Origin of the sequence: Rhodoferax sp. (genome assembly GCF_028688795.1) — a bacterium.
Lineage (GTDB): Bacteria > Pseudomonadota > Gammaproteobacteria > Burkholderiales > Burkholderiaceae_C > Rhodoferax.
In genome coordinates this window covers 23,870-41,718 of record NZ_JAQTXM010000007.1, presented here as the reverse complement: position 1 = coordinate 41,718, position 17,849 = coordinate 23,870, and the positions used below count along the sequence as shown (strand labels likewise).

At 58.6% G+C, this 17,849-nt stretch carries 15 protein-coding genes and 1 tRNA gene; 14 read left to right on the top strand and 2 right to left on the bottom strand.

All coding sequences use genetic code 11. From position 1 onward, the window contains the following. Positions 1–53: 53 nt before the first annotated feature. From PHQ58_RS07060 to PHQ58_RS07045, 4 genes are all read left to right on the top strand, one after another. Complete coding sequence (locus tag PHQ58_RS07060; RefSeq protein ID WP_300108972.1) at positions 54–755, top strand: DsbC family protein; 702 nt, start codon at positions 54–56, stop codon at positions 753–755. Between the two features lie 11 nt (positions 756–766). Further along, entirely contained in the window at positions 767–2,539 is a 1,773-nt protein-coding gene (locus tag PHQ58_RS07055; RefSeq protein ID WP_300108970.1) for a peptidase M61, read from the top strand. Positions 2,540–2,645: 106 nt separating this feature from the next. After that, on the top strand, positions 2,646–3,425 hold the full coding sequence (locus PHQ58_RS07050; RefSeq protein ID WP_300108968.1) for an enoyl-CoA hydratase: 780 nt from the start codon (positions 2,646–2,648) through the stop codon (positions 3,423–3,425). A gap of 51 nt (positions 3,426–3,476) precedes the next feature. After that, a tRNA-Met gene (locus PHQ58_RS07045) sits at positions 3,477–3,553 on the top strand. 46 nt (positions 3,554–3,599) lie between these two features. Here the strand turns inward: PHQ58_RS07045 and PHQ58_RS07040 are convergent. Then, complete coding sequence (locus tag PHQ58_RS07040; RefSeq protein ID WP_300108966.1) at positions 3,600–3,917, bottom strand: DUF6172 family protein; 318 nt, start codon at positions 3,915–3,917, stop codon at positions 3,600–3,602. A 162-nt stretch (positions 3,918–4,079) separates the two neighbouring features. On the opposite strand from PHQ58_RS07040, the gene PHQ58_RS07035 reads away from it, so the two are divergent. The 4 genes from PHQ58_RS07035 to PHQ58_RS07020 all read left to right on the top strand — a co-directional run bounded on the left by PHQ58_RS07035 (position 4,080) and on the right by PHQ58_RS07020 (position 8,341). Further along, complete coding sequence (locus PHQ58_RS07035) at positions 4,080–5,336, top strand: DEAD/DEAH box helicase (protein WP_300108963.1); 1,257 nt, start codon at positions 4,080–4,082, stop codon at positions 5,334–5,336. Between the two features lie 107 nt (positions 5,337–5,443). Then, positions 5,444–5,902 (top strand): hypothetical protein, encoded by a 459-nt coding sequence (locus PHQ58_RS07030; RefSeq protein ID WP_300108960.1) that lies wholly within the window; start codon positions 5,444–5,446, stop codon positions 5,900–5,902. A 204-nt stretch (positions 5,903–6,106) separates the two neighbouring features. Next, positions 6,107–7,483 carry a tRNA (N6-isopentenyl adenosine(37)-C2)-methylthiotransferase MiaB gene (miaB, locus tag PHQ58_RS07025; protein ID WP_300108957.1) on the top strand — a complete coding sequence of 459 codons (1,377 nt, stop codon included), beginning with the start codon at positions 6,107–6,109 and terminating at the stop codon, positions 7,481–7,483. Positions 7,484–7,540: 57 nt separating this feature from the next. Next, positions 7,541–8,341: a hypothetical protein gene (locus tag PHQ58_RS07020; RefSeq protein WP_300108953.1), complete on the top strand. Its 801-nt coding sequence runs from the start codon at positions 7,541–7,543 to the stop codon at positions 8,339–8,341. Between the two features lie 16 nt (positions 8,342–8,357). On the opposite strand, the gene ffh is transcribed toward PHQ58_RS07020, so the two are convergent. After that, on the bottom strand, positions 8,358–9,722 hold the full coding sequence (gene ffh, locus PHQ58_RS07015; RefSeq protein ID WP_300108950.1) for a signal recognition particle protein: 1,365 nt from the start codon (positions 9,720–9,722) through the stop codon (positions 8,358–8,360). Positions 9,723–9,798: 76 nt separating this feature from the next. On the opposite strand from ffh, the gene PHQ58_RS07010 reads away from it, so the two are divergent. From PHQ58_RS07010 to PHQ58_RS06985, 6 genes are all read left to right on the top strand, one after another. Then, the gene (locus tag PHQ58_RS07010; RefSeq protein ID WP_300108947.1) at positions 9,799–10,602 is read left to right on the top strand and encodes an inner membrane protein YpjD; all 804 of its coding nucleotides are present in this window, start codon (positions 9,799–9,801) and stop codon (positions 10,600–10,602) included. Continuing rightward, complete coding sequence (locus PHQ58_RS07005) at positions 10,599–10,820, top strand: PP0621 family protein (RefSeq protein WP_300108945.1); 222 nt, start codon at positions 10,599–10,601, stop codon at positions 10,818–10,820. The genes PHQ58_RS07010 and PHQ58_RS07005 overlap by 4 nt, the downstream gene beginning before the upstream one ends. A 6-nt stretch (positions 10,821–10,826) precedes the next feature. Further along, positions 10,827–12,563 (top strand): ATP-binding protein, encoded by a 1,737-nt coding sequence (locus PHQ58_RS07000; protein ID WP_300108942.1) that lies wholly within the window; start codon positions 10,827–10,829, stop codon positions 12,561–12,563. Next, the gene (locus tag PHQ58_RS06995; RefSeq protein WP_300108939.1) at positions 12,560–14,029 is read left to right on the top strand and encodes a sigma-54 dependent transcriptional regulator; all 1,470 of its coding nucleotides are present in this window, start codon (positions 12,560–12,562) and stop codon (positions 14,027–14,029) included. Before PHQ58_RS07000 ends, PHQ58_RS06995 begins: the two co-directional genes overlap by 4 nt. Beyond that, positions 13,998–14,639 carry a 1,6-anhydro-N-acetylmuramyl-L-alanine amidase AmpD gene (ampD, locus tag PHQ58_RS06990; RefSeq protein ID WP_300108936.1) on the top strand — a complete coding sequence of 214 codons (642 nt, stop codon included), beginning with the start codon at positions 13,998–14,000 and terminating at the stop codon, positions 14,637–14,639. Before PHQ58_RS06995 ends, ampD begins: the two co-directional genes overlap by 32 nt. 237 nt (positions 14,640–14,876) lie before the next feature. Beyond that, on the top strand, positions 14,877–17,786 hold the full coding sequence (locus PHQ58_RS06985) for a ribonucleoside-diphosphate reductase subunit alpha (protein WP_300108933.1): 2,910 nt from the start codon (positions 14,877–14,879) through the stop codon (positions 17,784–17,786). Positions 17,787–17,849: the final 63 nt, after the last annotated feature.

Here is a 17,849-nt window from a genome sequence, read left to right as displayed (position 1 = left end):
TCAGACTTGGCCGAACCCGGACGACACCAACACAACACGCACACCAAACACCCATGAAAATATTGCACATCACCCTGATCACAGCCGCCCTGCTGGCAGCTGGCACCGCCTGGTCACAAGAAGCGACGATCCGTAAAAACCTGGCTGAGCGGATTCCTCAACTGCAGCAAATCGACGAGGTCAGCAAGACACCCATTGATGGCATTTTTGAAGTTCGCGTGAACGGTGCCGACATTTATTACACCGACGCCCAAGCCAATTACCTGATCCAGGGTAGCCTGATTGACACCAAACAAAAACGCAATTTGACCGAAGAGCGCGTCGACAAGCTCACTGCCATCAATTTTGCAGCGCTGCCGTTCAAGGACGCCTTCACCATCGTCCGTGGCAATGGCAAGCGCAAGCTGGCGGTCTTTGAAGACCCCAACTGCGGCTACTGCAAGCGTTTTGAGAAAGACCTGCAAAAGATCAACAACGTTACCGTGTACATGTTTTTGTACCCAATCCTGAGCGCCGACTCCACCGAAAAGTCCAAAAACATCTGGTGCGCCAAAGACAAAGCCAAATCCTGGTCGGACTGGATGGTGCGTGATGTGCCGCCTGCGGCTGCCAGTTGCGACGCAAGTGCCATCACACGCAACGTGGAACTGGGTCACAAGTTCAAAATTACCGGCACCCCCACCCTGATCTTTGCCGATGGCTCGCGCGTGCCGGGTGCAGTTGGCGCCGATCAGGTTGAAAAACGCCTGGAATGAGGCACGGGCTGATGCGTTCACACCCCGCCACTATCCGCTACGAGGTGAGCGCGCACTGTCTGCACGCGCACCTGTTCAAGGTCACGCTCACCATTGCGCAACCCGCCGCCGACCAGGTGGTGAGTTTGCCGGTGTGGATTCCAGGCAGCTACCTGGTGCGCGAGTTTTCCAAGCACTTGCAGGGCCTACAAGCCCGTCAGGGCAAAAGCCCTGCTACCCTGACCCAGCTGGACAAATGCAGCTGGCAAATTTCCTGCAAGCCCGGCAAAGCGCTGGCGCTAACCTATGAGGTGTACGCCTTTGACCACTCGGTGCGCACCGCCTGGCTAGACACACAACGCGGTTTTTTCAACGGCACCAGCCTGTGCCTGCGCGTGCATGGCCAGGAGGACACACCGCACCTGCTCAGCTTGAGCGACACGGGTTTGCCCAAAGACTGGCAAGCCGCCACGGCGCTGAGCCCCCAAAAAATCACCAAACGCGGCTTTGGCGACTATCTGGCCGCCAATTACGACGAGCTGGTGGACAGCCCGGTCGAGTTGGGCATGTTCTGGCAGGCCGAGTTTGTGGTTGCAGGCGTGCCGCACCGTTTCATCGTCTCGGGGGCGCCGCCCAGCTTTGATGGCCAGCGGCTACTGGCAGACACCCAAGCCATTTGTGAAGCCGAAATCAGCTTCTGGCATGGCAAAAAGCCGCGCCATGCGCCACACACGCATTACCTGTTCATGCTGAACGCCGTGCATGAAGGTTATGGCGGGCTGGAGCACCGCCACAGCACCGCACTGATCTGCCAGCGCGCCGACCTGCCGCGCTTGGGGCAAGCCAGCACCGGGCAGCCGTCAGACGGCTACACCACGCTGCTGGGGCTGATCAGCCACGAGTACTTTCACACCTGGAACGTCAAGCGCCTGCGCCCAGCCGAGTTTGCGCGCTATGACTATGCGCAGGAAAACTACACCGAGTTGCTGTGGTTTTTTGAAGGATTCACCAGCTACTTTGACGACCTGTTGCTGCGCCGTGCCGGGCTGATTGACAACGCGCACTACCTGAAACTGCTTGGAAAAACCATCAACGCCGTGCTGAAAACACCGGGCCGCGCCGTGCAAAGCCTGGCCCAAGCCAGCCGGGATGCCTGGGTCAAGTACTACCGGCAAGACGAAAACACGGTGAACGCCACGGTGAGCTACTACACCAAGGGTTCGCTGGTGGCGTTGTGTCTGGACTTGACGCTGCGCCAAGCTGGCAAGACCAGCCTGGATGCCGTCATGCGCGCCCTGTGGCTGCGCTGCCAAGCTGGCCCGATGACGGAGGCTGACCTGTTGGCCGTGCTGGAAAGCCTGTCGGGCCAGTCTTATGCCGCAGAGTTGCAACAGTGGGTGCATGGCACGGATGACTTACCGCTTCAAAAGTGGCTGGAGCAACACGGTGTTAGCTATGGAACAGAGCGTGCATCACAACCTGATCAGTTGGGCTTGCGGGCAAATGAGTCGCAGGGCATTCATGTCAAGGCGGTGTTGCGTGGCGGCGCCGCTGAGCAAGCCGGTTTTGCCGCGGGCGACGAGTGGCTGGGCGTTGAGCTTGGGCAAGCCAAATCCTGTCAAGGCTGGCGACTCAGCAAGCTGGACGATCTGGCGCTGATCCTTGGCGAGGCCCGCACATTCAAGGCCATTGTGGCCCGCGACCAGCGCCTGCTGACGCTGGCGGTGTCCTTGCCCAAACCGCTCACGCAAGTCAAGCTTTCGGTGCGTGACGAGGCCTTGGCCAACGCCTGGCTAAATGCCTGAAAAAACGCCAGAATTAATCAAAAATAATAGCTACTTACGCTTACTACGCATTGGCTAGAAGCCTATTTTTCTTATTAATATTCTTTCACACTGATCAGGAGCACACATGACCTATGAACTCATCACCGTCCGCACCGAGGCGGACAAAGTCGGCATCATCACGCTGAACCGTCCGAAACAGCTCAACGCGCTGAACGACCAGCTGATGACCGAGCTTGGCACAGCCCTGCAGGCTTTTGATGCCGACCCAGGCATTGGCTGCATGATCATCACTGGCAGCGAAAAAGCCTTTGCCGCTGGCGCCGACATTGGTGCCATGGCCAGCTACAGCTTTGCTGATGTTTATAAAGGCGACTACATCACGCGCAACTGGGAGCAAATTCGTGCCATCCGCAAACCCGTGATTGCCGCAGTGAGCGGCTTTGCGCTGGGTGGCGGCTGCGAGCTGGCCATGATGTGCGACTTCATCATTGCCGCCGACAACGCACGTTTTGGTCAACCCGAAATCAAGCTGGGCATCATCCCTGGCGCCGGTGGCACACAGCGTCTGCCGCGTGCCGTGGGCAAAGCCAAGGCCATGGACCTGGCGCTTACCGGCCGCATGATGGACGCGGTTGAAGCCGAACGTGCTGGCCTGGTCAGCCGCGTGGTGCCACTGGACCAGTTGATGACCGAGGCGCTGGGCGCAGCGCTGCAAATCAGTGACTACTCACAAATTGCCACCATGGCCGCCAAAGAGTCGGTCAACCAGGCCTTTGAAGGCAGTCTCAATGATGGCATTCACTTTGAGCGCCGCCTGTTTCACGCTTTGTTCGCCACCGACGACCAAAAAGAAGGCATGAATGCGTTCGTCAACAAGCGCAAAGCCGTGTTCAGCAACAAGTGAATCCGGTCTGGCAGAAACGCGGTTGGCAAACCGCTATAATCTTGCCTCGTTGGTGATATAGCTCAGCTGGTTAGAGCGCAGCATTCATAATGCTGATGTCGGTGGTTCAAATCCACCTATCACCACCAGAATCCTTAAACCCGCATTGGCCACAAGCCTTTGCGGGTTTTTCATTTACAGCATGTCGTCGTCACTTGCTTCAGCTGGGCTGCGTGACGTACGGTGGCCTGGCTTGGCCAGCAGCTCAACGTAAAACTTTTCGCCTTCTTCTTTAGCCACGGCATCAATCAAGGCGGTCAGGGTGGCGAAATGCACATCTTGAGCGTTGTCGGCACTGGTGCCAAATTTGCAATCAAAGTCCCAAAAGTCAACACCTTCGGGCAAAGCCTTGCGGCGCTCGCGCTTCACGTACTGGCGAATCTCGTGTTTCGTGGCCTCAAGCACACGGTCACGGTTTTTGCCTTCAATCGTCAGCTGGAATGTTTTTTTCATGAAATCCTTTGAATCAAGCTAAAACCGGCGCTCGTCAGCCGGTTTTTGTAGGGGGTGATTATGCGGCCAGCCCCCACGCGGGCGTTAAATCGCACAGCGCAAACCCAAACACGTAAACTGGCCAACGCCACACCCCCTTTCCCCACTTATCGCTCATCCACCATGTCTTTTTCCACACTCGGCCTGTCCAGCGCCCTCACGCAAGCGGTTCACACTCTGGGGTTCGATGCGCCCACCCCGATCCAACAAGGCGCCATCGGGCCTGCTTTGCTGGGCCAGGACGTGCTGGGCTCGGCCCAAACCGGATCGGGCAAAACACTGGCTTTTGCCCTGCCGCTGCTGCAACGTTTGCAACCCAACACCAGCCGGGTGCGTCAGGCACAAGCGCTGGTGTTGGTACCCACACGCGAGCTGGCAGCCCAGGTGGGCGAGGTGCTTCAAACCCTGGCACAGCACTTGCCACAGCGCGTCAAGGTGTCGATTTTCTTTGGTGGTGTGTCGATCAACCCGCAAATGATGGGGCTGCGCGGCGGCACCGACGTGGTGGTGGCCACGCCCGGGCGCCTGCTGGACCTGATGGCGCACAACGCCTTAAAGCTTGACCATGTGGCCCTGCTGGTGCTGGACGAAGCTGACCGCATGCTCGACCTGGGCTTTGCCGAAGAACTGGCGCAGGTGTTGGCGAGCTTGCCGGCGCAGCGACAAAACCTGTTTTTCTCGGCCACCTTCAGCCCTGCCGTGCAAGCGCTGGCGAACACCTTGCTGCATGACGCGGTGCGGATCGAGGTGGATGCGGCCCAGCAGCAGCCCATCGAGATCATCCAGCGCGCCATTGCCGTGGACACATCCAAACGCACCCAACTGCTGCGGCACCTGATCAAGCAACACGCCTGGCCGCGTGTGCTGGTGTTTGTGGCGACCAAGTTTGCCGCCGAGATCGTGGCCGACAAATTGCGCAAGGGCGGGCTCACCGCCGAGCCGTTTCACGGCGAGTTGAGCCAGGGCAAGCGCACGCAGGTGCTGACCGACTTCAAGACGGAACGCCTGAGTGTGGTGGTGGCCACCGATGTGGCGGCGCGCGGCCTCGACATTGCCAATTTGCCAGTGGTGGTGAACTTTGATTTACCGCGCTCGGCCAACGACTACACCCACCGCATTGGCCGCACCGGGCGCGCAGGCGAACCCGGTCAGGCGGTGAGCTTTGTCAGTGCCACCTCGCTGGCGCACTGGCACCTGATTGCCAAGCGCCACCAACTTGACTTGCCGCTGGAAAGCATTGAAGGTTTTGAAGCGCTAGAGGCCGCACCACCCGCATCCAGCCCCATCGATGCGTCAGGCAACGGCGGTGTCAAAGGCATCCGGCCTAGCAAGAAAGACAAACTCCGCGCCCTCGCAGCGCAGACCAAGCCGCTGGATTGACAGCCGCCTGGCGCGGCCATGGGCTGGGCCATCGTCGCGGCGAGCGCGGTGCGGCAGTCTATGCAGCTTAAAATCACAGCTTCTTTCACAGCCTCTGGATGAACACCATGAACCGCTGCCTTCACGCCCCACAGGGGCTTTTTCTTGGACTGATCGCCCTGCTGATCAGCTTCGCCGGTCTGTCACCCCAGCCAGCCGGGGCGCAAGAATTTGTGCGCCAATTCCCAGCCGCCGCCCGGCGTGCCACCCTAGAAGTCACCACGCCGCCCAATGTGCTGATCAATGGGCAGGCAGAGCGGTTATCGCCTGGCGCACGCATCAAGGGCCTGAACAACCAGTTGATCTTGTCCGGCACGCTGGTCGGCCAGCGGGTGCTGGTGAATTACCTGCGCGATCCGCAGGGGCTGGTGCATGAGGTCTGGATTTTGAGCGAGGCAGAAGCCCGGCAAAAGCGCAGTGGCATGGAGCCCGTGACCAATTTCATCTTTGGCTCTCAGGCTGACCAGCCCAAGGCAGACGACGGCAAGACACCTTTCAACCAGTTGCCGAAGTTTCCACAGCAGTAAGTCCAACACAAGAACAGGCCCGGCGAGTTCGTTGACCCACTGGCAAATGCCAAGGCGCGAATCGACATGCAGGCAATCGCCCTCAGAGCGGGTCTTCACCACAACATGCTGCAAGCCCAGTTAGTTTATAAGAAATATGCGTCTAGCCCTTATAAATAAAGCGCAAGCAGCTATTTAATTTATAGCAATAGAGTGAGTTTCTCCATGAGTAAAAAAGTCTTCATCAAAACCTACGGCTGCCAGATGAACGAGTACGACTCGGACAAAATGAGCGATGTGCTGGGCGCGGCGCAGGGCTACGAACCCACCGACAACGTCGAAGAAGCCGACCTGATTTTGTTCAACACCTGCTCGGTGCGCGAAAAAGCGCAAGAAAAGGTGTTCTCGGATCTGGGCCGCGTCAAGCACCTGAAAAAAAAGGGGGCATTGATTGGTGTCGGCGGGTGCGTGGCCAGCCAAGAAGGTGCCGCCATCATCGCCCGCGCACCTTATGTGGACGTGGTGTTTGGCCCGCAAACATTGCACCGCCTGCCGCAAATGCTGGACGAGCGCGCCAGACTTAACCGCTCGCAAGTCGACATCAGCTTTCCCGAAATCGAGAAGTTTGACCACTTGCCACCCGCGCGCGTGGAAGGCGCCAGCGCGTTTGTCTCCATCATGGAAGGCTGCTCCAAATACTGCAGCTACTGCGTGGTGCCCTACACCCGCGGCGAAGAGGTCAGCCGCCCGTTTGAAGATGTGCTGGTGGAAGTGGCTGGCCTGGCCGACCAGGGCGTGAAAGAAATCACCCTGCTGGGGCAAAACGTGAACGCCTGGCGCGCCAAGATGATCACCACACCTGGCGCGCCAGGCGACACGGGTGAAATGGCCGACTTTGCCACCCTGCTCGAATACGTGTCGGACATTCCTGGCATTGAGCGCATCCGCTATGTCACCAGCCACCCTAATGAGTTCACGCCGTCGCTGATCGCGGCCTATGACAAGTTGCCCAAACTGGTCAGCCACCTGCACTTGCCCGTGCAACACGGCTCTGACCGCATTTTGATGGCCATGAAACGCGGCTACACCGCCATGGAATACAAAAGCACGGTGCGCAAGCTGCGCGCCATTCGCCCCGACATGGCCCTGAGCAGCGACTTCATTGTGGGTTTTCCCGGGGAGACCGAAGAAGACTTTGGCAAGATGATGAAGCTGATTGACGATGTGGGCTTTGACAACTCTTTTAGCTTTATCTTCAGCCCACGCCCTGGCACACCGGCTGCCAATCTGGCAGACGACACGCCACATGAGGTCAAACTGCGCCGTCTGCAACACCTGCAAGCCACCATCAACGACAGCATCAAGCGCATTTCAGAGAGCCGCCTGAACACGGTTCAGCGCATTCTGGTCGAAGGCACCTCCAAGCGTGATGACACGGAGCTAATGGGCCGAACCGAGTGCAACCGGGTGGTGAATTTTGTCGGCCAGCCGCGTTTGATTGGGCAAATGGTGGATGTGGCCATCACGGACACACGCACCTTTACGCTGCGCGGTGAGGTGTTGACCCGCCATGCAGTGGCCAGCGCGGCCATGCCAGCCTGACCAGCCAGCCTCTTGGCGCGGGCGACACTTTTCCTGTTTAGATACAACCGATCAGTCATGCAATTCAAGCAGTGCCATCACAAACGACGGGTGATCCTGGCCTTCAGCCTGTTGGGCGTGTTTGGCCTGGGCATGCCTGTGGCCGCCGACCCCGTCACACATCAAGACGCGACGCCAGCCACAGCAGAGGCGGCAAGCCCGGGCGAATTGACCTGGACCCCGGCGGCGCTCACCATTGAGGGCATGGCCAGTCAGAACAGAAGCCTTCAGACGCCAAGCATCACCCCACAAGAACGGCCAGCGGCAGACCAACGGACACCGAATCAAACTGCCCCGCCCAGACTTGGTCCAGCGGATGCCACCTCGCCGCCACTCAATACCCCTACCGACCCGGATTTAGCCGCCGAAATACACAACACCCTCAAGGAAACCGCTCGCCCGCTGCATGACCAAATATTGGATTCAGGCGCAATGGAGGTCTGGAACGATGTGAAGCGGGACATGGGGTTGGGCAGGACCCAAGAGGACGATGAAGGCGCAAGCAGCACCCGCCCACAAAGGATGTCTGGCCAGTGGGAAGGCGGCCATTTGCCTGCGGGGCAAGATCCCGACAACCGACCCAAAACTGCGGCACAAACCGAGATGGACCGGGAGCTTGCCAGCCATATGATGGAAAGATTGATTGACGAAATCAAGCCATGGGCGCTCTCTGCGCTTGGCCTTTACTTGCTGGGCTATTTGATCAAGATCGGCATTGACTATTCGCGCCGGAGGTCGATACGACGGCGGGAGCGCCGCGCAGCGAGGGCCCGACGCCGGTCGGCGCGCAAAGCCAGCAGTACCAATCGCGAGGTATAGACCGGCTCGGGGGCGTTCAGAAAGGCATTTTTGGCATGCCTTTCATGCCACCCATGCGCTTCATCATTTTCATCATGCCGCCGCCCTTCATCTTTTTCATCATGTCCTGCATTTGCTCAAATTCCTTGAGCATGCGGTTGACTTCCTGCACCTGCACACCAGCACCGGCGGCAATGCGGCGCTTGCGGGTGGCTTTGATGAGCTCAGGCTTACGCCGCTCCAGCGGTGTCATGCTCTGGATGATGCCTTCCTTGCGTTTGACATCTTTTTCAACCCGGCCCATGTCAACCTGACCCGCTTTGGCCGCCATGGCGGCGGGCAGCTTGTCCATCAGGCTGCTCAAACCGCCCATTTGTTTCATTTGCTGGATTTGACCCAAGAAGTCATTCAAATCAAAGGCTGCACCACTTTTGACCTTGGCCGCCAGCTTTTGGGCAGCCGCCATGTCAACCCCGGCCGTCACCTGCTCCACCAGCGCCAGGATGTCGCCCATGCCCAGCACGCGCCCGGCGTGGCGTTCGGCATCAAACACCTCCAGCCCGTCGAGCTTTTCGCTGGTGCCGGCAAATTTAATGGGCGCACCAGTGATTTGCCGCACAGACAATGCCGCACCGCCGCGCGAGTCACCGTCAAGCTTGGTCAAGATGATGCCGGTGAGCGGCAACGCTTCCTTGAAGGCCTTGGCCGTGTTGATCGCGTCCTGCCCTTGCATGGCATCCACCACAAACAAGGTCTCAACCGGGTGAATGGCTGCGTGCAGGTCTTTGATTTCGCGCATCAAGGCTTCGTCAATGGCCAGGCGACCCGCCGTGTCGACCAGCAACACGTCAAAGTAATGTTTTTTGGCGTAGTCCAGCGCAGCCAGGGCGATGTCCACCGGCTTTTGGTCTGGCGTACTAGGGAACCACTCGGCACCGGCCTGTGCCGTCACGGTCTTGAGCTGCTCAATGGCTGCTGGGCGGTACACGTCACCAGAGACGGTCAGTACTTTCTTGCCACGCTTCTCGATCAGGTGCTTGGCCAGCTTGGCGGTGGTGGTGGTTTTACCCGCCCCCTGCAAACCGGCCATGAGGATCACCGCAGGCGGCTGGGCCGCCAAGTTGATGTCACTCACGCCATCACCCATGGTGGCGGCAAGCTCTTTGTTGACGATGCTCACCAAGGCTTGACCCGGGGTAAGTGAGCCCAGCACGTCTTGCCCCAGCGCTTTTTCTTTCACGCGGGCAATGAAGTCGCGCACCACGGGCAGCGCCACATCGGCCTCCAGCAGCGCCATGCGGACTTCGCGCAACATGTCAGACACATTGGCTTCGGTGATGCGGGCCTGGCCGCGGATTTCTTTCACCAGGCGACTGAGTTTATCGGTAAGAGCGGATGCCATATGGGGGGTGTTCCGGCGGGCGGAACCTGGGTTGGGGGCCAAAAAAGAAATGGCGGGTTAACGCTAAACTGTGTACATGATTTTAGCCAGTGCTTCCCCGTTGACTGTGACCTTGGCATTGGGCGCGTCTGCTGCCTACGCAGCATCTGCTGCTGGCGCATCTCGCGCGGGCCCAACCCTGTCCCGCACAGCCGTCTGGCTGGCGTGGAGCCTGCACGGCATGTTATTGGCGTGGGGGCTTTGGGGGAGTGAGCCACGTTTTGGTTTTGCACCGGCGCTGTCAGTCACGGCATGGCTGGTCGGCTTGGTGTATGCGGTTGAAAGCCACTTTTATCCGCAGCTCAGAACATCATGGCTACTTTCAGGTGTGGCATCTGCCGCCGTGCTGTTGGCGCTGCTGTTCCCGGGCAACACCTTGCAACCTAGCGCGTCAGCCTGGCTACCACTGCACTGGGCCTTGGGCATTGCGTCTTACGGGCTGTTTGCTGTGGCCGTGGTGCATGCCTGGCTGATGACCCGCGCCGAAGCGCGCATGCGCATGGCGGCAAGCGCCTCTGCTGGGCTGCCTTTGCTGACCATGGAGCGCCTGACCTTTCGCTTTGTCAGCTTGGGTTTTGTGCTGTTATCGGCCACCTTGCTGGCTGGATTTTTCTTTGGCAACCAGTTGTATGGTGCCAGCCATGCCATCAAATGGGACCACAAAACAGCGTTTTCGGTGCTGTCCTGGCTGACGTTTGCGGTGCTCATGGTGGGCCGCTTTCGCTTTGGCTGGCGTGGCAAGCAAGCGGTTCGCGTGCTTTACGTGGGCACCGGCTTGCTGCTGCTGGCCTATGTCGGCTCACGCTTTGTGATGGAAGTGATGCTGGGGCGCACACTGTGAAGGCTTTGCTTTTACTAGTGGTCATTCTGGCAGGTGTCTGGTTATGGCGCAGCCGCCAGATACCTACTATCAAAAAAAAGCCGCCAGCCACTGCGCTACACCCCCTTGACATGGTGCGGTGCACCCAGTGCGGCATGCACATTCCAGGCAATGAGGCAGTGCAGGGTAAAAAGGGACCGTACTGCAGCCAGGAACATCTGAAGCAACTGGAACCCTGAATGACCATGCAGCCAGATTCACCTGGCCGGTTGGGCCCCGCGCTGCGTGCCACGAGGCTGGACCACAGCCCGCAACCCCAAGAGTTCGAGCGGCTGTGGCGTGCCTTCATGACGGCACGTGCCACTTTGGGACTGGTTCTGGTGCTGCTTCAGGGGGGCATCTTTGCTTTGACACCGCAACAAAGCAGCACACCGCTGTTGATTTGTGGTGCCTACTTTGCCGCCGCGCTCGCTGTGCGGCTGATGACACATCCACAACACTTGGGGCACACGTTTGACGTCCAATGGCTGCGCACGGTTGGCGTGGATCTGGTGACCTTTGCAGCGCTGCAAGCCTTGCAAAACAGCAGCATCAACTACGCGCCCTTGTTTGCCCTGCCAGTGCTGATGGCGTCCATTCTTGGGTCCTTGCTCATGGCCATGGGCACAGCTGCGGGTGTGACACTGCTGCTGTTTGGCTATGCCAGTTGGCTGTCGATTCAGACCCCGTGGGACACCACTGCACACTTCATGCAGGCGGCACTGACCGGATCAGGGTGTTTTGCCATTTCGTTCATCGCCAGCCAATTGGCCGGCCGACTCACCAGCATGGAGTTGCGCGCCCAGCGCAGCCAGCTCGCAACCGCTGTTCAGCGCCAGGTCAACGCACTGGTCATCGCCTCACTGAACGACGGCATCATGGTGGTCGACGAGCAACTTTGGGTGCGTTCAGCCAACCCGGCCGCTTTTGGCTTGTTGGGCTTGACAGCACAGTCCGCCGATACGCCATGGCGACTGACAGAACAGCCGGGCTGGCAGGCACTGCAGGATGTGGTGAACTTAAGCCATCGCACCCAGTGCCCACAACAAACCGATTTGAGCATCCACGGTGAAGGCCAAGGCGCACGGCACCTGCGTATCAGCACCCAACTCACCACACCTCAAGAATCTGAGGCGCAGATGCTCTGCGTCGTGTTCATGCAGGATCAGCGCGAGATGCAGGCGCGTTTTCGCACTGAAAAGCTCGCCAGCATGGGTCGAATGTCGGCCGCAGTGGCGCATGAAATCCGCAACCCGCTGGCGGCGATCGTGCAGGCCAATGCGTTGCTGGCTGAAGACCTTAAGGAACCCAGTCAATTGCGCATGACGCACATGGTGCAGCAAAACGCCCAGCGGCTTGAAAAAATTGTGCATGACATCCTGCGCTTGGCGCAGGCACCCCACCGCGCGGCTGGCGCGCCCGGGCAAATGATTTCCCTGGAGGAAAACGTCAACCGCGTTTGCCGCGACTGGCAGCAGCAGACCTCAGTCACCCAGGCCCTGAAAGTTGACCCGTCTGCAGAAGAGCATCAGGTGTGGTTCGATACTGAGCATTTGCGCCGCATATTGGTCAACCTGCTGGACAATGCACGCCGTTTTGCCAGTGGCGGGCCAGCCTCCATTCAGGTAAGCGTCAAAACATTGAACACAAACAAACTGGCAGCCAGCACCTGCCTGTGCGTCTGGAGTGACGGTGGGCCGCTGGACCCCTCCGTGGAACAACACCTGTTTGAACCTTTTTTTTCCAGTGACAGCCGCTCCAGCGGGTTGGGCTTGTATATTTGCCGCGAGCTGTGCGAAAGCCATGGTGCCGTCATGGCCTACGAACGCAGTTCCCGGCTTATTCATCAAACAATGCAACCAGGCAACGAATTCAACGTGATGTTTAGCACCCAGCCACCTCACCCCCCTGTTGCAAGCAGCCAGCTCACACCTGCGCCATGAAGACCCACACAGCTCATGCCCGCATTTTGGTCGTCGACGACGAACCTGACCTGCGCACGCTGTACGAACTCACCCTGCTGCGCGAAGGCTTCCACGTCGACACGGCGGGTGACCTGCAGCAAGCACGCGCCTTGCTGGCAGAACACAGGTTTGACGTACTGATCACCGACATGCGCCTGCCAGACGGGCTGGGCCTGTCACTGATCACCGAACTCAAGGCCGCGCATCGGGACGAGCGATGCGTGGTGATCACCGCTTACGGTTCGGCAGAAAACGCCGTCGAGGCCCTCAAGGGTGGCGCCTTTGACTACCTCACCAAACCGGTGGACCTGAAGCAGTTTCGTCATGTGATTGCCACCGCGGCACTCAGTTCCGCAGTACCGCCGATGGCCTTTCAAACTTCCATGTCGGGCGGTAACCAGACAAGCGCAGGGGCTTTGGGTCAACGTGCGCTGGATCGCCTGATCGGCCAATCGGCTTGCATGCGCCAGGTCAAGGAGCGTGTCGTCAAAGTAGCCACCAGCATGGCGCCGGTTCTGGTCACCGGCGAATCAGGCACAGGCAAAGAATTGGTGGCCTACGCGATTCATGCCAATAGCCACCGAAACAAAGGGCCCTGGGTCGCTGTCAACTGCAGCGCCATTCCAGAAGCCCTGCTGGAGGCCGAGTTTTTTGGCGCAAAAAAAGGGGCGTACACCGGCGCACAAGTCGACCGCGAGGGTTTTTTTCAGGCGGCCAGTGGCGGCACCTTGTTTCTGGATGAAATCGGCGACTTGCCGCTGCCGATGCAGTCCAAACTGCTGCGCGCCATCCAGGAGCGCAGGGTCCGCCCACTGGGTTCCACTCAGGAAGACATCGTCGATGTGCGCATCGTCAGCGCCACCCACAAGGATTTAGCGCAAGAGGTGCAAAAAGGGCAGTTCAGGCAAGACCTCTTTTATCGACTCAATGTCATCGACATGGTGATCGCGCCGCTGCGTGAACGCCGCCAGGACTTGCCGGATCTGTGCAATGCGTTGCTGTCACGCATCGCAGAAGAAACCGGAATTGCCACACCATTGATGCAAGCCGACGCACTGGAACAACTGAGCGCGTTGCCCTTGGCAGGCAATGTGCGAGAGCTTGAAAACCTGCTGCACCGCGCTGTGGCGCTGGGTGACGGACAGAGCCTGCAATTTGAAGCTCCACCCGCCAGCACGCGGCAAAGCGCCGGCTTGTTGCCGGCACAAGAGGCAACACCCGACACCCTTCCTGTCGACCTGCTGCAGTACCTCGATGCCCAGGAGCGCTGCATCCTCAGCCGTGCGTTGCAGGCGACCGCCTTTAACCACGCGGCGGCGGCCGCGTACTTGGGCTTGAGCCTGCGCCAGTTGCGCTACCGCATCGCACGACTGCACATTGAAACGCCCAACCAGGATCAGCCTGGTGCCCTAAATGCCACAGCATCCTCATTCACGCCGCTCTGACGACGTGATGTGGCGCCAGGGGTGGTACCGCTTTGCCGCGCAGCTGCCATCCCCCAACTTTGGGCCTCGCCCGCACCCGGTGAACATTGACCTGCTTGTGCTGCATTCCATCAGCCTGCCGCCTGGGCAATATGGCGGGCCAGAAGTTCAGCAACTGTTTACCAACCAACTCGACTGGCAAGCCAACCCTTACTTCCGGCAAATTGAAGGCTTAACCGTGTCGGCGCACTTCTTCATACGGCGCAACGGAGAACTCTGGCAGTTTGTCAGCTGTGATGACCGCGCCTGGCACGCCGGTGCATCTTGCTACCGTGGTCGCGACAATTGCAACGACGACAGCATTGGCATAGAACTTGAAGGCCTTGAGGGCGAAATTTTTGAGGCGGCGCAATATGAAACCCTCAGCGCGCTTTGCCCCGTCATCATGAGCCAGTACCCAATTGCCCACATCGCGGGGCATGAGCACATCGCACCAGGTCGCAAAAATGACCCCGGCGCAGGCTTTGATTGGTCTCTTTTTAAAAATAATTTGGGCCTTGATTCTCGGTCTTTACCTGCCGAAACATCTGGGTCCCACCGTCGAATACCGCACAAAGATACGCCAATTTAGAAGCCAAAGGCGCCAGAAACTCTGATCTGCTGGGGCTTGCACGCTATCAAATCCTCCCGGGTCTTAGACCACAACAACCTTGCATTCGTCACCGCCAAAACACTACGGGTAGTGTCTTCCTCAGTGCCAAACCATAGATATAGTGTTAAGCTCTCCCCCGGTCTTGACGCCGGTCTGCGCGGCCTCGTCTTTTTAGCACCACCCAATTCCACAAATTCCGCATCGAAAGAGGACGCTATGCAAATCTCCCAGAACATCCCCACCCCTGCGCAGGTCAACCTGCCCCTGACCAGTGACCAGACCGGCCTGTCTGCACCTGGCGCATTGAGTCAGTACCAAATCATTCGCCGCAACGGCGCGGTGGTGCCGTTTGAGCCCAACAAAATTGCCGTGGCCATGATGAAGGCGTTTTTGGCAGTGCACGGCACACAGGGTGCCGCTTCATCAAGCGTGCGCGAAACGGTCGAAGAACTCACCCAGGCCGTGATTCGCGCGCTGGTGCGCTCACGACCGGCCGGCGGCACCTTTCACATAGAAGATGTGCAAGACCAGGTTGAACTGGGTCTGATGCGCGGGGGGCACCATGAAATTGCCCGCGCGTACGTGTTGTATCGCGAAGGACGGTCACAAGAGCGTGCGCAAAAAGTCACCCAGCAAATGCCTGCCGCACCCGTGTTGCACGCCATCGACAAAGGGCAACGCGTGGTGCTGGATCTGGCACGGCTCAAGGGCATCATCACGGATGCGTGCCAGGGACTCAGCGCCGATGTCAAACCCGAACCCATCATGGCGGAGACCATGCGTAACTTGTACGACGGCGTGCCCATGGATGAGGTCTACAAGGCGTCAGTGCTGGCTGCACGCACCCTGATTGAAAGGGACCCGGACTACACTTTTGCCACAGCACGCCTGCTGTTTCATACCATCAGCAAAGAGATCCTGGGGGAAGACGTGGCGCAGGCCGACATGCAACAGGCTTACGTAGACTACTTTCCACAATTCATCAAGCGCGGCGTTGAGAACGAATTGCTCGACGAAAAGCTTCAGCAGTTCGACCTGGCTCGACTGGCACAAGCTTTAAGAGCGAAACGCGACCTGCAATTTGACTACCTAGGGCTGCAGACGCTTTACGACCGCTACTTTCTGCACATTGGCAAAGAGCGCATTGAGTTGCCGCAAGCGTTTTTCATGCGCGTGGCCATGGGCCTGTCGCTTAACGAGATTGACCGCGAAGCGCGTGCCATTGAGTTCTACGAAGTGCTCTCAAAATTTGACTTCATGTCTTCCACGCCCACACTGTTCAACAGCGGGACGCTGCGCTCGCAGTTGTCCAGTTGTTACCTGTCTACGGTGCCAGATAACCTGGACGGCATTTATGAAGCCATCAAGGAAAACGCCCTACTGTCGAAATTTGCCGGCGGCCTGGGCAATGATTGGACACCTGTGCGCGCCTTGGGCAGCCACATAAAGGGCACCAATGGCGAATCCCAAGGGGTCGTGCCATTCCTGAAAGTGGTCAACGACACCGCCGTGGCGGTGAACCAGGGCGGCAAGCGCAAGGGCGCGGTCTGCACCTATCTGGAAACCTGGCACTTGGACATTGAAGAGTTTCTGGAACTGCGCAAGAACACGGGTGACGACCGCCGCCGCACGCATGACATGAATACCTCTAACTGGATTCCTGACCTGTTCATGCGCCGTGTCATGGAAAAAGGCCAGTGGACCCTGTTCTCACCCAACAACGTGCCTGACTTGCATGACAAATTCGGCATCGCGTTCGAAGACGCTTACGTGGCCTACGAAGAGAAAGCGGCCAAGGGCGAGATCAAGCCGTCACGCACCGTGCAAGCGACTGACCTGTGGCGCAAGATGCTCACCATGCTGTTCGAGACCGGTCACCCATGGATCACGTTCAAGGATGCCTGCAACATCCGCTCCCCCCAGCAGCATGCGGGTGTGGTGCATTCGAGCAACCTGTGCACCGAGATTACGCTCAATACCAGCAGCACAGAGACAGCGGTGTGCAACCTGGGCTCGGTCAATTTGGTGCAACACCTGAAAGACGGCAAGGTGGACCATGCCAAGCTGCAAAAGACAATCACCACCGCCATGCGCATGCTCGACAACGTGATTGACATCAACTATTACGCAGTCAAAAAAGCACGTGACTCCAATATGCGCCACCGCCCGGTGGGCTTGGGGCTGATGGGCTTCCAGGACAGCCTGTACGAGATGCGCGTGCCCTACGCCAGCGATGCCGCTGTGCAGTTCGCCGACGAATCGATGGAAGCTATTTGTTATTACGCCTACTGGGCCTCCACTGAGTTGGCGCGTGAACGTGGCCAATACTCCAGCTACAAAGGCTCGCTTTGGGACAAGGGCGTGCTGCCTTTGGACACGCTTGACATGCTAGCAAGTGCACGTGGCGGCTATGTGGAAGTCGACAGGTCCAGCACGCTGGACTGGGATGCACTCCGCCAAAAAATTGCCAAAGATGGCATGCGCAACTCCAACTGCGTGGCCATTGCGCCCACGGCCACCATCTCCAACATCATTGGCGTCGATGCGTCGATCGAACCCTGCTTTGGCAACCTGTCGGTCAAATCCAATTTATCGGGCGAATTCACGATCATCAACAACTACCTGGTGCGGGACCTGAAGCGTCTTGGCCTGTGGGACGATGTGATGGTCATGGACCTGAAACATTTTGATGGCTCGCTCAGACCCATCGACCGTGTGCCAGCGGACATCAAGTCCCTGTACGCCACGGCGTTTGAAGTGGAAACCAGCTGGTTGGTTGAAGCCGCGTCACGTCGTCAAAAATGGATTGATCAGGCCCAGTCGCTCAACATTTACATGGCCGGCGCCTCGGGCAAGAAACTCGATGACACCTACAAACTGGCCTGGGTTCGCGGACTCAAAACCACCTATTACCTGCGCACCCAATCCGCCACCCATGTGGAGAAATCCACGGTGGCTGCGGGTCGGCTCAATTCGGTCTCATCTGGTGATGCTGCAGGTGGGCAACAAGGCATGAGTGCACTTGATGTCGCTGCAGCCGCGGCGCGTCAACAGATGGCCAGCATGCCCGCGACAGACGTCAAATTCTGCGGTGTCGACGACCCTACCTGCGAGTCCTGTCAGTAGCTTGTTTGTGTTTGCCCCTGATGCGATGTTGATGCACCACATTCAACTTTGCATCTGGCAAAT